10 protein-coding genes are annotated in these 14,059 nt (G+C 46.3%); 9 read left to right on the plus strand and 1 reads right to left on the minus strand.

Annotated elements, in window-relative coordinates:
• The first annotated feature begins 20 nt into the window (after positions 1 to 20).
• The 5 genes from PAENI_RS03600 to PAENI_RS03620 all read left to right on the plus strand — a co-directional run bounded on the left by PAENI_RS03600 (position 21) and on the right by PAENI_RS03620 (position 9,353).
• On the plus strand, positions 21 to 1,700 hold the full coding sequence (locus PAENI_RS03600; protein WP_149644274.1) for a type 2 periplasmic-binding domain-containing protein: 1,680 nt from the start codon (positions 21 to 23) through the stop codon (positions 1,698 to 1,700).
• 65 nt (positions 1,701 to 1,765) lie between these two features.
• On the plus strand, positions 1,766 to 2,719 hold the full coding sequence (locus tag PAENI_RS03605; RefSeq protein WP_149644275.1) for an ABC transporter permease: 954 nt from the start codon (positions 1,766 to 1,768) through the stop codon (positions 2,717 to 2,719).
• Between the two features lies 1 nt (position 2,720).
• Entirely contained in the window at positions 2,721 to 3,632 is a 912-nt protein-coding gene (locus PAENI_RS03610; RefSeq protein ID WP_262495487.1) for a carbohydrate ABC transporter permease, read from the plus strand.
• 38 nt (positions 3,633 to 3,670) lie between these two features.
• Positions 3,671 to 8,536 (plus strand): CBM96 family carbohydrate-binding protein, encoded by a 4,866-nt coding sequence (locus PAENI_RS03615; protein ID WP_149644276.1) that lies wholly within the window; start codon positions 3,671 to 3,673, stop codon positions 8,534 to 8,536.
• Positions 8,537 to 8,552: 16 nt separating this feature from the next.
• Positions 8,553 to 9,353 carry a polysaccharide deacetylase family protein gene (locus PAENI_RS03620; protein WP_149644277.1) on the plus strand — a complete coding sequence of 267 codons (801 nt, stop codon included), beginning with the start codon at positions 8,553 to 8,555 and terminating at the stop codon, positions 9,351 to 9,353.
• Between the two features lie 268 nt (positions 9,354 to 9,621).
• On the opposite strand, the gene PAENI_RS03625 is transcribed toward PAENI_RS03620, so the two are convergent.
• Entirely contained in the window at positions 9,622 to 10,350 is a 729-nt protein-coding gene (locus PAENI_RS03625) for an SDR family oxidoreductase (RefSeq protein ID WP_149644278.1), read from the minus strand.
• 155 nt (positions 10,351 to 10,505) lie between these two features.
• Between PAENI_RS03625 and PAENI_RS03630 the strand changes: the two genes are divergently transcribed.
• From PAENI_RS03630 to PAENI_RS03645, 4 genes are all read left to right on the plus strand, one after another.
• Positions 10,506 to 10,844 (plus strand): winged helix-turn-helix transcriptional regulator, encoded by a 339-nt coding sequence (locus PAENI_RS03630; protein WP_149644279.1) that lies wholly within the window; start codon positions 10,506 to 10,508, stop codon positions 10,842 to 10,844.
• A gap of 27 nt (positions 10,845 to 10,871) precedes the next feature.
• Positions 10,872 to 11,318 carry a hypothetical protein gene (locus PAENI_RS03635; RefSeq protein ID WP_052404264.1) on the plus strand — a complete coding sequence of 149 codons (447 nt, stop codon included), beginning with the start codon at positions 10,872 to 10,874 and terminating at the stop codon, positions 11,316 to 11,318.
• A gap of 143 nt (positions 11,319 to 11,461) precedes the next feature.
• On the plus strand, positions 11,462 to 11,824 hold the full coding sequence (locus PAENI_RS03640; RefSeq protein ID WP_149644281.1) for a BlaI/MecI/CopY family transcriptional regulator: 363 nt from the start codon (positions 11,462 to 11,464) through the stop codon (positions 11,822 to 11,824).
• A 2-nt stretch (positions 11,825 to 11,826) separates the two neighbouring features.
• The gene (locus tag PAENI_RS03645; protein ID WP_149644282.1) at positions 11,827 to 13,896 is read left to right on the plus strand and encodes a M56 family metallopeptidase; all 2,070 of its coding nucleotides are present in this window, start codon (positions 11,827 to 11,829) and stop codon (positions 13,894 to 13,896) included.
• Positions 13,897 to 14,059: the final 163 nt, after the last annotated feature.

The raw sequence follows: 14,059 nt of genomic DNA on the forward strand, positions 1-14,059 counted from the left end.
TAAAGAATAGGGGGATGGAAATGGCAAGCAAGAAAGCAAGTGTCGTCATGTTGAGCTTGGCAATGGCCCTGATTGCTTCGGCATGCTCAGGGGGTAAGACAACGTCAAGTGAACCGAACAGTGGAAATGCATCAGATAAACCCGTGGATACCTCCAAAACGCTGGAAATCAGTTGGGTTGGTCAGGGGGCAAGAGGCAAGATTGAGGACAACAACAAGGTTCAGCAGATGATCGAAAAAAAATTCAATGTGAAGCTGAAAAACCGGAAGATTGATGTCAATAACAAGGAACAGCGAAATCTGATGGTCGCTTCAGACGAATTGCCGGATATCGCCTTCATGGACGCACCGGATAAGCTGTATGCCGATGCGGTTACCCGGAGCATACCCAAAGACATGATAGTGAAGAACGCTCCCAATTATGCAAAGATGCTAAGCGAGCAGCCGACAGGCTGGCAGGTGAATCAGGCCAAGGAAGGAGAATATTATGCCCTCACCGGCTTTAAACAGGAATGGGATAATATGATTTGGGGACAGGCTTACCGTCTGGATTGGCTGGAAAAGCTGGGGATTAAGCCTAAAGGGGAACTTATTCCCGTGGGGACCTCCGGTGGAGCAGAACGGGTTTTCTTTACGAAGCAAGCGTTTACACTGGAAGAAGAGCAGAAGATATTCGATGCGTTCGTTAATCAGGATCCGGACGGCAACGGCAAAAAGGACACCTACGGTTTGCTGTTGAACAACAGCGATGCTCCCTGGGCTCTGAATACGGAAGCAGGGGCATTCGGAGTTGGCTGGACCTACAATCTCGAGGAAGACGGAAAAGTAACGGACTATGCGATCAGTAAAAACTATAAAGAGTTTTTGAAGCATATGGCATCCCAATATAAAAACGGGTTAATCGATCCGGAATTCACCACACTTAACCGCGCCAAAAGCTGGGAGAAATTCGCGGCCGGAAAATACGGCGCTGCACAGGTGCAGGTTCAAGCGGCTGGGATGGTGCCATTCACCTTCAATCGTCCGCCTGCGAATCTCGTTCTGAAGGATTCGAATGCGAAAATTCTTTTTACCCCGCCGCCTATCGGTTTTCAAGGCCAACAAGGCTCGGCCGCTTACACTCCTGTAGATGGATTCGGCTACGCGATGGTTGTCAAAAAGGATGTTTCCGACGAGAAGTTGGCTCGTATCCTGCAAATATTTGACTATATTAACCTGGATAAAGACGGGCTCATGTTCACACAGTTCGGTGAAGAAGGTAAAGATTTCTCGTGGGAAGGGGAAGCATATAAGTCCGCTGTCCTTCCTAAACAGGCGGCGGAGGCCGATCGGGAAAAGGATGGCATCAACTATTACAATCTGCCGATCCAGCAAGGGAATGTCACCGCGTATTATACGAATGCTTCAGTTTTGAAATTGACGGATCTCTTTTTTGGCACTGATAAAGGCCGGGAAATGGCGTATCGGCCTTTCAAGTGGGATTATTTCAATCAAACCAAATACAATGAGCTGAATACCAAGTACGGTGCGAAATTAAAAACGATAACGGATGAATTCCTGTTTAAGTCCATTACAGGCGAGATCAATGTGGATTCCGCTTGGGACGCCTACGTGAAGGACTGGCGCAATAGCGGTGGAGACGAACTCCTTGCCGAATTGGAAAAAGCGCCAAAGGTCGCTGATCTCCGCTCGTCGAAATAATCCTGCATCATGAAATAAAGGGGGGACCGTAAAATCCCCCTGTTGTCTAGAAAGGCGGTGGGAGCATGGATATCCCAGTTGAAATTACTGCATCGGTTAAACCGAAAAAAGCCAGTGCTCTGACATGGAAACGAATAAAGAAGATGAAAATGCTGTATTTGCTTTTGTTATTCCCCGTTTTGCACCTTGCAGTTTTTCGTTACGCTCCGATGTACGGCGTCATCATTGCGTTTAAGGACTTTAAAGCCGGACTCGGCATTTGGGATAGTCCCTGGAACCATTTCGAGCACTTTAAGGATATGTTTCATGATTTCGTCTTTTTACGCGCGCTTCGAAATACGGTCATCATCAGTGTGCTTCGACTTCTTGTCGGCTTTACTTTCCCGATTATCTTTGCGCTGCTCATCAACGAAATCACGAAAACGAGGTTCAAGAAAACCGTACAGAGTATTTCGTACTTACCTCATTTCATGTCATGGGTCATTATCGCAGGCATGGTTGTAGAGGTCTTTTCGCCTCAAAGGGGAGTAGTCAATTACGTTATTACCTTATTTGGCGGGTCACCGATCAACTTTATGTCTAGTAAAGTTTATTTTGTCCCTCTTTTGCTTATTTCCGATGTCTGGAAGGAAGTGGGGTGGGCGTCCATTCTCTATCTTGCATCGATATCTTCGATTTCTCCGGAGATATATGAAGCGGCAGAGTCGGACGGAGCCAACCGCTTTCACAAAATGATCTATATTACGCTGCCTTCGTTGATACCGGTGATCACGATTTTATTGTTACTGCGTTTAGGCAACATATTGTCCGGCGGGTTTGATCAAATTCTTAACTTGTACAGTCCACTGGTTTATGAAGTGGGAGATATTATCGATACCTATGTTTACCGTTCAGGTCTCGTCGAATTCAGAATGGACTACTCAGCTGCAGTCGGTTTGTTCAAAAATGCAGTGGGTGTTATTTTGCTTGTCACAGTGAATCAGATTGTACGGAAATTCAACGATTACGGGGTGTGGTGAGATGGGACAAATGCAGCCAAGACTAGGCAGAAACCGGTTCAAGCTCCGTCCCGGATGGTGGTTTGATGCAGTAAACAGTTCGTTTATGGTCTTATTCTCCTTCATGGTTCTCTATCCGTTCTGGCAGGTGGTAGTATTATCCTTTTCGGATGGTAGGGAAGCCACCACGCTGGGCTTTCATTTGTGGCCGGACATCTGGACCATTGAGGCTTACCGGTTTTTGTTTTCCTCCGGCGAGATCATCCGACCCTATATGAATTCGGTTTTACGAACAGTGTTGGGAACGTTATTGGAAGTATTATTTACCATATTGGCGGCTTATCCTCTTGCAAAAAAAGAACTCCCATTCCGTGGGTGGCTTACGACCTTTTTTATCATCCCCATGTTTTTTGGCGGGGGGCTGATCCCCACTTATCTGATCATCCGCAGTTTGGGGCTGCTTGACAACTTTTTGGTTCTTGTTATTCCGGGGGCCGTTTCTATTTTCAGCATTATCATCATGAGGAATTATTTTATGTCGCTGGACGTAGCGATGGAGGAATCCGCCATGATCGACGGTGCCGGGTATTTGACACTGTTGTTCAGAATCATTTTGCCGGTTTCGGCTCCCGTGCTGGCTACGATTTCGCTATGGGCGTCTGTTGAGCATTGGAATGCATGGTTTGACGCGATGATTTATATTCGCAACCGGAGTTTGACCGTTATTCAAGTAATCATGCGGGAAATGCTGACATCCGTAAGCGAACAAAGCAATGATTTGATGTTCAACAATAATGCACGGCAAGCCCAGCTTGCAATGAACAACGTCCGCTCCGGCATAGCGTTGCTTTCGATAGGGCCCATTATTCTGGTGTATCCATGGGTGCAGAAATACTTTGTAAAAGGGGCTATGCTCGGTTCCGTGAAAGGGTAAGTGAAAATCGACAGTTCACTTTCGAAGGGGAGAATTAAATGAAGACAAGATCCCGGATTCGTACAGGTCAACGATTCTTGACATTGACTATTGTTGGAATGATTGTCTCTTTATTGGCAGGCGGATTTGGTGTCGGTTATGCTGCGGAACCTGGAGCAAGCACTGCCATGGCCGGTGCGATGCCCCATATTTCGAATATCCTTCCGGCGGCGGATACGTACTTGAACGGAGGTTCGAGCGCCAACCTGAATTATGGCACATCCCCTTTGCTTCAGGTCCGGACATGGTCCGGGGATGCCAACTATACCCGCGAATCCTATATGAAATTCGATCTAAGCTCGTACACGGGAGAGCCCGGTTCGGTAAAGCTGAACGTATATGCCGCAGTCGCCAGTTCGAACGGCAGTCCGTACAGCTTCCAATTGTACGGGGTGGAGGACGATTCGTGGGGTGAAACTTTGACGACGTGGTCCTATAAACCGTCTGCCGACCATTACTTGGCCAATGTCAATGTGGGGCTCACCTGGAAATGGATTCAAGTGGACGTCACGTCTTTTGTGAAGGCTCAATTGGTATCAGACAGGACAGCAAGCTTCGGTTTAACGCAGCAGGCAACCGCCGGTTCGCTTATCTATATAAACAGCAAGGAAAGTGAAGTGAATCAGCCCTATTTATCCTTATCCGATACGCGTTCCGATGAGTCTGCGCCTGTCTGGCCCTCCGGCAGCAGCGTTCGGGTCACCCGTATGAACGATACCGGAATCGACTTGAGTTGGTCCGAAGCTAATAACACCACCGGTGCGGCCAATTACAGAGTGTACCAAAACGGAAAACTCATGGCGACGGTTAACGGTACATCATGGCATCATTCCATTTTGGATACGGATCTGGATAAGGCCTACACCTATAAAATCGAAGCCGGAAACGATCAGAATCACTGGTCGAACGATGGTCCTTTTGTTTCAACAACTATTCCCAAAACGAAGCTTGTGCAAACGAAGATTGGCAATGTATTTATGGATAACGAACCGATTCAGCTACAGGTTGCGACACTACTCCCAAGCGTAACGTGGTCCGTTTACGATATGCAGGGAGAAAGCATTTCCCAAGGCAGCAGCAACGTCAACGAAGCAGGAAAAGTAACCGTAGAGGTACCTTTTACGAGACACGGGTATTTTACTTTTCAGGCTTCCGTCGCAAAGGAAGGGACTACACCGGTTGAACTGAAAACTTCATTCGCCGTGCTTTCCCCCTTCGATGTCTCTTCGGTGGAGGAGTCTCCGTTCGGTATTGCGACGCATCTGCACCGCGGGCAAAGAAATGTGGTCCCTCTCATTCAATACGCCGGGGCCAAAACGATCCGGGACGGGATCGAATGGAATGGGATCGAACGGACGAAGGGAGTGTACACCTTCAGCCCGGTGCCGAACGACTACATGAGTATGCTAAAGGAAGCCGGCCTTGATATGCTATTTGTTTCCGGGTTCAACAATCCCTTCTATGACAACAATGCCACTCCATACACCGATGAAGGACGGGAAGGGTTTGCGAACTATGCGGAAGCGTATGTCGACCAGTATGAAGACCAGCTTGTCGCTGCGGAAGCGTACAACGAATTTAATGGCGGATTCGGCAAAAGAGGGAATAGTCCTGCCAACTCTCAGCCGGAATATTATTATAAGCTGCTGAAGAAAACGTATGAAACGATCAAAGCCAATCATCCGGATTTTCCTGTGATCGGTATTGTCGCTTCTGAGGATGCGGTGAGCTGGATTGAGGAAGTGTTCAAGCTCGGAGGGCTCCAGTACATGGACGTTGTCTCTCTGCATCCTTACCGGTATCCGCAATCCCCGGAAGGACTGAAGGATTCCATCGATCAGATCAAAGCGCTGATCCGGAAATACAATCACGGCGAACTGAAGCCGATATGGGCCACCGAGTTCGGATACCCGACCTATCAATCGACGAGAGGCGTAGATGAAATCACGCAAGCGGAATATATGGTGCGTTATTATGTCATTGCGCTTGCAAGCGGAATTGAGAAAACATTCTGGTATGACCTGGTGAACGATGGAGTGCGCGATGATTACAATGAGGACAATTTCGGCATACTCCGCAACGCCCAGGATAAAGGGGGAGCCTTTACGCCAAAACCCGCCTACGCCGCTTATGCCGCTATGACCAGGGAGCTTACCGGCGCGCAATTTGTTCAGGAAGAGCAGCTTGGGGGAAGCATGAAGAGCTACTTGTTTGACAAGGATGGCAGCAAGGTAAGGGCAGTATGGTCCATATCCCCTGTCTCAGGCGCGATTCTGACCGATCATCCCGTTCAAATTACCGATATGATGGGCAATTCGCAAACGTATTCGCCTTACCAAGGGAAAGTATATGTAAGCCTGAATGGGGAACCGCTTTACATTAAGGGGGATATCCAGGGCATTGCGGAAGATTCCACATTCACCGTTACGGGCGAAGCTGCTGTAGCAGGTGAACAGGTACTAATGAATGTACAGACGGACAATGCTGCTTCTCAACCGCTTGATTTTACTCTGCATATTGAGAACCGAACGTTCGATCTGAATGCAGCCGGCGGTGAGCGTCGGACAGTAACGATTGCCGTTGACGGATTGAAGGAGCCGGGATCACGGCTTATAACGGGATATGTGAAGTCCGGGAACGATTGGGTTGGAATGCTGCGGCATTCCGAAACTGTCGGGGCCTCTGAAGAAATCCGCATTCGGCCTGTTATCGTTGGTACCGATACGGCGAATAAAACGCTGAAGGTAGTATTGTCCAATTTATCCAAACGAAACGAATTGTCCGTTGAACGCATTGATTGGCAGCTTGGAACCCTGTCCGGTCAGATGCCGCTAAATCAAATCGTACCGGCTGATTCGACCAGTGCTTTTGAAATTCCGCTTGAAGGCATCCAAACCGGCCAAAATTATTCCGCAGCCGTGACAGTTGGATATGGCGGCGACAAAACGTTCTCGTATGCCGGGAACATCGAATTCAACCCGGTATACCCCGGATCCGCAGAGGTAGATGGCGTTCCGGACCCGCCCATCACAGCGAGGCCGGCGACAATTGATCTTTCCAAGGGCGGGGTGAAGGTAAGCGGTTATAAAGGCGCCGACGATTTGAGCGGAAATGTGTGGCTGCATTACGACCGGGAGCATTTCTATCTGACGGCTGAAATCAAGGACGATACGTTTGCCTATCCGGCCAACGGAGCGAACATTTGGAACAACGACAGCATTCAATTCGCCATTTCGAATGGGTTGCCGGCGGAGGACATGAATTATTATGAATACGGCATTTCGCAGACCCAGGAAGGACCGCAAATCTACCGCTGGATCGCCCCTGCCGGTGTTGCGAGCGGGATAGTGACCAACGGTGCGCTTCATGTGTCACGGGATGATAGTCAAAAAGTAACAACTTACGAATTGGCACTTCCTTGGTCGGAGCTGCTTCCGGTTCAAACCGATGACGGAGTGATCAGCTTTTCACTCTTGGTAAACGAAAACGACGGAGGCCTGAGACGGGGTTATCTGGAATGGGGAGGCGGAATCGGTGACGGCAAGGTACCGAGTAAATTCCGTCTCATGCAGTGGGTCCGGGGGACCGCTCCGGTTATTACGATTGGCGGTGTGAAAGAAGGAGAGGTTTATACGGATGCGGTTACCCCTGTTGTGGAGGTTAAGGATGCCGACAACGACCAGAAGGATGTTGAAGCTTTCTTGGACGGAAAACCATGGATGCCTGGAACAAGCGTGACGGAAAAGGGTGCGCATACCATGATCGTTAAAGCCACCGACCAAGCCGGAAATCAAACAAGTGAAACGGTTCGTTTTTCGGTATATCGCAGCATGGTTCTGGAAATGCCGCCTGTAAGCGGTCAATACAGTGACGTTGTTTCTCTGCAAGCGGTGCTGAAGGATAAAGGTGGCGGCGCGGCCCAGGGAGAGCAGGTCCGTTTTATGGTGAACGATGCCCTCGCGGGTATAGGACAATCGGATTCAGAGGGCATAGCCCGGATCGAGTACAAGGTGGGTGTAGGTGCAACTGAAGGATCCGATACATGGAATATGCCGCTAAAGGTCATATACGATGGGAGCGACGAGAACTTCTATAAGGGAACCGAAGCCGCCGGTTTACTAGCCATAAGCAAAGAAAGAGCATCCGTCGAATATGTTGGAGCCGAATCACATAATGTGAACGATAGTTTGACATTGTCCGCAATAGTGATTCAAGAGCAGGACGGCAGCTACGGGTCCTTGGAGAATTTACCGATTCAATGGACATTGTCGGCGCTAAACCCGGATGGAATACGGAGTCCGGTAGAGGCAACGGTCTCAAGTAGTGTTTACCTGACGGATGTCGGCGGATCAGTTTTAATGCCCTTGACGCTCTCTGCAGGCTTGTACGAAGTGAAAACGAAGCTGTTGGATAATCCGTTTTATCAAATCACAGAGAAGGTATCTCACATCGCGGTCTATGATCCATCTGCGGGGGCTCTGCAAATCAACGGGTCTATTGAGCTTGACGGAAACCAGCCGTTCATGGGGGTAAAGGCCAAGAAGGCTCACTTGAATGTACGGTGGGGTTACGGGGAGAATCAGGCGGAATTCCGCACACACGCGGAGCCTCAGGGACTGGACATGACGATCACTAAAATAGACTGGCTGGTCGTTGACGATGCAGGCAGGGCCTATTTGCAAGGAACCGGCGAAACGAATGGGGAGACGTATACGGTCCGCCTGATGGTTCAGGATCAAAATCCGTTGATGGATCGTGGATCGCTGCTTACTTTACAAATTTGGCAGGGCCTTGATTCAACGGTCTCTCCAGTGTTTCAAACGATAGGAAAACCGTTATCAGGAAGCGTAATTATGAAGAAATAGGAAATGGGGCAGCGGTATGAAGATACGATTGGATCGTTTTGCGGACGGAAAGAAAAAGGCACTTACGCTTAGTTACGATGATGGAAGAGAATATGACAGAAAGCTAGTCGAAATTTTGAACAAGGCGGGCATCAGGGGGACGTTTCATCTCAATTCCGGGCTGCTTGGCAACCAAGGTTATGTAGAACGCTCGGAGGTGCGGGAGTTATACGCCGGGCATGAAGTATCTACCCATACGGCTACGCATCCGTATTTGGGCTTGTCTCCAAAAGAAAGGATTGCGGATGAAATCCTGCAGGACCGCCGGGAATTGGAGCAATTAGCGGAATATCCCGTAAAGGGCTTGTCGTATCCTCACGGATCCTGGGATCAGCGGGTTATAGCACTTCTTCCCTCCCTGGGTATAGAGTATGCCAGAACGACCGGGATCCATGGCGGCTTTGATGTACCGAAGGATTTTTTATTGTGGGACCCCACCTGTCATCATCGCGATATGCTGAAATACGGGCAACTCTTCCTTGAATTTGCGCCCAGGCATCCCACATTAGCACTGCTGTATGTATGGGGGCACAGCTATGAATTTCATAATAATCAAAACTGGGACCAACTGGAGCAATTTTGCGGAATGGTAGGCGGTCAGCCGGATATTTGGTATGCGACCAATATGGAAATTGTCCTTTATATGAAGGCGCTGCACGAATTGCGCTTTTCGGTTTCCGGCCTGTCAGTGCATAACCCTTCGGCTCTATCCGTATGGTTCAGTGCAGATGGAGATGCTGTGCAAGTGAAGCCGGGGGAAACGGTTTCTTTGAAATAATTCAGATATGAACCAAACAACGATATGCCCTTGAGCCCATTGCTTGTGAATGGGTCAAGGGCTTTTCAGTTGCTGTAAAGAAACTTCCGCTATGCTTCAGGTCCATTTCCCCATTGCCCGTGTGGTTGCCTTCTGTGATAACAAGATTAAGAGAACCCGTCATACAGGATTTGCAGATGTTTTTCTATTGCTATCCTCGTTTTTCCGTGCTTCGATTTTCAATAGCTAATTTTGGTTTTGAGCCCAAATATATGGGCTTTTTTATTTCTCATCGCAAAATATAACCCCCATCAGGAAATAGGGTGCTTCCCGTAGTATAGTTATTAGTCATCAAATAAATGGTTGTATGTGCTGCTTCGTCGGCATGTCCTACCCTGCCAAGGATATTCATATTCGTATATTCGTTGTAAGCTTTGTCTCTAGTTTCCTGTTCTGCACCTTCCCAATTAAAGTTGGTATGAATGGTGCCTGGGGAGATGACATTTACACGAATCGGAGCTAACTCAACAGCCAATGCTTTTCCTAGACTCTCAATCGCGCCGTTACAAGCGGCATAGGAGGCACCGTCTGCAAGTGGTCGTTGACTGAATGCGCCAGACATCAGAACAATAGAGCCGGTTGGACTTATATATGGGATCGCGCATTTCACAGCATTATATTGAGGCCAGAACTTTGCATTAAAGCAGCTATGAGCAATCTCTAAGCTTGAAGTAATCGGTCCTCTAACATAAGAGGCGCCGGGAGTGAACAAATGATCGAAGTTGCCGATTTTTTCAAAAAAAGACTTTAAGTCTTCTTCATTTTGATTATCAAGCGAATGAGTTTCGGTAGATTCGGACCCTAGAATTTGTTGAGCTTTTTCTAATTTATCTTGTGAACGCCCAGCGATTATGACATATGCGCCTTGTTCAACCGCTTGTTTGGCAGTCGCGAGCCCTATTCCGGAGCTTCCTCCGATAATGACGATTCGCTGGTTTTTTAATGAAATACTGGACATTTTTATCTACTCCGTTCATAGTTAAATGGACTTTTAAGTTCTGTTTTTTATTATTAGGTATAAAAGAAATTCTGCACAGTACGCACTTTTTTCGTACTAGGTACGATTGTTCGTACTAGCTGTGAAATAGATTAACTATCGAAAGAGATGATCACATGGATTTACTGGAGCCGAGATTGGCCGGAGTGCTTACAACGCTTGATAAGATCGGTGGAAAGTGGAAGCCGCTCATTTTATTTATTTTATTGATAGATGGTACCAAACGATTTGGCGAACTTCGACGGATTATTCCAGATGTCTCTCAAGGGACATTAACTAAGCAACTACGGGAGCTTGAAGAGGATCAACTTATCGATCGTGAGAGCTATCATGAGCTTCCATTGAGGGTGGAATATAGTATTTCAGAACATGGCAAATCACTAATTACTGTTTTGGATAGCATGTGTGGCTGGGGAAGGATGCATCAGGAGTATTTAAATAATACAAACAAGTAAGGGGCGGACATTATTATAAATACTATTTTGCAGGACCCAACGGGTCAGGCCTATAAGACGCTGATACAGGTAGCTATGGAAGTGTGTGATGAATTTATTTTGGTCAAACGGGATCAGATGGAGTTAGAGTCAGAAGGATATGAACTATTGGAACGGTTACAGCCTTTTCTCAAAGAGATCGTCAAAGATGATTATTGGCCGGGAACTCGGCTTATGGGACATTATGCAGATGTTTATTATTTTAGATGTTCACCGGATGCGGTCGATATCCTACTATCTTATTCTACGAGCTTGTACTCATGGGTGCAGACTAGAGTGCCCGATGATCTTTGTTTTTTAAGACAGGGGCAACCGTGGTTAATCAATACAGCTCATGAGCGAGAAAGCCATATTGTAACTGATGTAGAAGAGGTGCTTAACAGACTAGAAGAGAGCGGACTATTGTTCCGTGACTTATCTGTGTTTTATCCGTAATAAAGATAACAATGAGGCGATGTTTGCAAAGACAGAGTCTCTTTTTTTGTACTGGAAATTTTTGTAGACAAAATGGTCTACAAGTTGTAAACTCTAATTCAAATGGAAGGTCTAGGAATTGTAGACCAACGGGAGGCGCAAGGTTGAAGGATCTCAGACTGACCGAAATGGAAGGTAGATTTGCGGAATTAATATGGGATCATGAACCAATTCCGTCAGGAAATCTGGTGAAGTTATGTGAATCCGAGCTCAACTGGAAGAAATCTACGATGTATACGATGTTAAAAAGACTTGAAGCTAAAGAGATTTTTATCAATGATAATGGTGTGGTAGGTTCTCTTATCAAAAAGGATGACTTTTATGCGGAGCAGAGCAAGGCGTTTGTGAAGGAAACCTTCGGCGGTTCGTTACCCAAATTTTTGGCTGCTTTTACAAAGAGCCGGAAATTAAGTGACAGCGAAATTGATGATGTTCTAAGACTAATCCATGAGCATAAGGAGGAGTAACGGTGGATCAGCTGTTTGGACAACTTTTAAACATGAGCATTACGGGAAGTTATGTGATTGTGTTTATCATCGTGGCACGGCTGTTCTTAAGAAAAGTTCCCAAAATATTCTCCTATGCCTTATGGTCTGTGGTTTTGATCCGACTCCTGTGTCCGTTCTCGATTGAGAGTATATTTAGTTTTATCCCATCTGAAGTACAGAACTCACCTCTAAATAAGCTATACACACAAACGCCTCAAATCCAAAATGTAATCAACACATCCGAGCAAGCCGTAAATAATATATCACCTGTACCTATCTCCTCTTCACCTGTTGCACCAAGTGGTATAATCCCTTCAAATCCTTCAGACGCGTGGATTAACATAGGCCAATATATATGGTTGATCGGGATTGGGCTGCTGCTCATCTACAGCATTGTTGCTACTGTTCGACTTTCACGAAATTTAAGAGCCGCAACCCCTCTTTTCGAAAATGTATATGAACATAACGGCATCTCCACACCTTTTGTATTCGGCTTCCTTAAGCCTAGAATATACCTTCCAAACGGTCTTTCCGATCATGAAAAAGCTTATATCATCAAACACGAGCAAGTGCACATACACAGATGCGACCACATCATAAAACCTCTCGCGTTCGCTGTTCTGTGTATACATTGGTTTAATCCAGTGGTTTGGCTTGCTTTTTATCTGATGAGTGATGATATGGAGAAGTCCTGTGACGAAAGCGTCATAAGACAGATGGGCAGCGGAATCAAAAAGGAATATTCGACCTCACTCTTATCCTTATCTACTGGAAGACGATTTATGGGCGGTTCACCGCTTGCCTTTGGAGAGAGCAACACGAAAGGGCGGATAAAAAATATTTTAAATTACAAAAAACCAGCCTTTTGGGTTGTTTTAGTCGCAATCATAGTTGTGGCTGCGCTGTGTGTCGGACTCATAAGTAATCCGAAAAATGATCCATTAACCGTAAAGGATTATGCCGAGCAATTTATGGAGCAGAACATTACGAGCTATGAGAATAGTACAAAAGTTAATATGGTTGACAGTAAAATTACTAAGCTTGAAAAAATAGCGTCATTCGACGATCTGTTTGCAACACCCTTGGAAATTTGGAGTTTAGAATATCGCTTGAAACCGGATGATCCAACTAAGCTGACGATGACGGAAAATGTGGTTGATGGATTTATCACCGAAGAAGGAAGCATGGGAAAACCGATACTTATTTTTTCCATTATGAATTCAACACCACAATATTTGGGCGTAATCAGGAGTGGAGAGAATGACATATCCACACCAGCCGGTCAGGAAATGGCAGTGCGTGTGTTTCTTGAAGCAAACCATCACCTTCCGCATGAAACTTATAGTGGGAAGCATATTCTAGTGAAATTCCCCTTAACTACAGGCGAAACAAGCCAACTGTTGTTATCCCAACCTGTTATTCAAGGAGATTCAGGAATTTGGAGCGTAGAACGCTGGAAGGATTCGAATGGAAATGAATATTACAATACACCTCAAACCGATGTTACGATAGCTGAATATTATGCCCGTCTGCAGACATTAGCTGATCAGGGTGAGGAGCCAGCACTACTTGATCCTTTGCAGGTCGCCATGAATTATATAAGCAATGATATTGGAATGGGTCAGCATGTTAAGCTGGATCAGCTTGTGGTGGACAATGAGGCTACAGCTGATGATTTTGCGAACACGCCCGAGAGTATATTAATAGGCTATGTTTTTAATCTTAGCCTGGAGAATCATTCCTTTGATTTTGATAACATTGAATGGCTAACAATGGAGGATTCCGCTCGCTTTAAAGGGTTGAATATTAATCCAGATGAGGATATGCCCAATGGATTTTATATCCTTAACAAATATACGTATACCGATCCATTAGAGGTTACAGAGGATACGAGATATTCTATAGTTGATGCTAATACGGGTGCTCTAAAAGAAGTAAGCAAGCAGGAGTTTATTGAATATTTCAAGCAATATACTGATTTTGTGCCCCCGTGTGTGATTACTAAAAAAGACGGATATGTCACCAGCATTGCTGAGAAATATATGCCGTAATTTATACGCTGATGAAAAAGTTGAATTTATATTTAAGCGCAGAAGAACCCGCATTTGATGCGGGTTCTTCTGCATGTTCTTCAGCATGTGTATCGGCGCTGGCTCGTTTACGTTACCTTCGGCACATTGTATTCGGTTTTTCATATACATTTGGCTCGTTTAC

Origin of the sequence: Paenibacillus sp. B2(2019), assembly GCF_008370385.1 — a bacterium.
In the GTDB taxonomy this organism is placed as follows: domain Bacteria; phylum Bacillota; class Bacilli; order Paenibacillales; family Paenibacillaceae; genus Paenibacillus_AQ.

Excerpts from the sequence above, each read along its gene's own strand:
- PAENI_RS03630 (WP_149644279.1), top strand. The coding sequence starts at position 10,506 with ATGGATTTACTGGAGCCGAGATTGGCCGGAGTGCTTACAACGCTTGAT.
- PAENI_RS03610 (WP_262495487.1), top strand. The coding sequence starts at position 2,721 with ATGGGACAAATGCAGCCAAGACTAGGCAGAAACCGGTTCAAGCTCCGT.
- PAENI_RS03620 (WP_149644277.1), top strand. The coding sequence starts at position 8,553 with ATGAAGATACGATTGGATCGTTTTGCGGACGGAAAGAAAAAGGCACTT.
- PAENI_RS03600 (WP_149644274.1), top strand. The coding sequence starts at position 21 with ATGGCAAGCAAGAAAGCAAGTGTCGTCATGTTGAGCTTGGCAATGGCC.
- PAENI_RS03625 (WP_149644278.1), bottom strand. The coding sequence starts at position 10,350 with ATGTCCAGTATTTCATTAAAAAACCAGCGAATCGTCATTATCGGAGGA.
- PAENI_RS03605 (WP_149644275.1), top strand. The coding sequence starts at position 1,766 with ATGGATATCCCAGTTGAAATTACTGCATCGGTTAAACCGAAAAAAGCC.
- PAENI_RS03615 (WP_149644276.1), top strand. The coding sequence starts at position 3,671 with ATGAAGACAAGATCCCGGATTCGTACAGGTCAACGATTCTTGACATTG.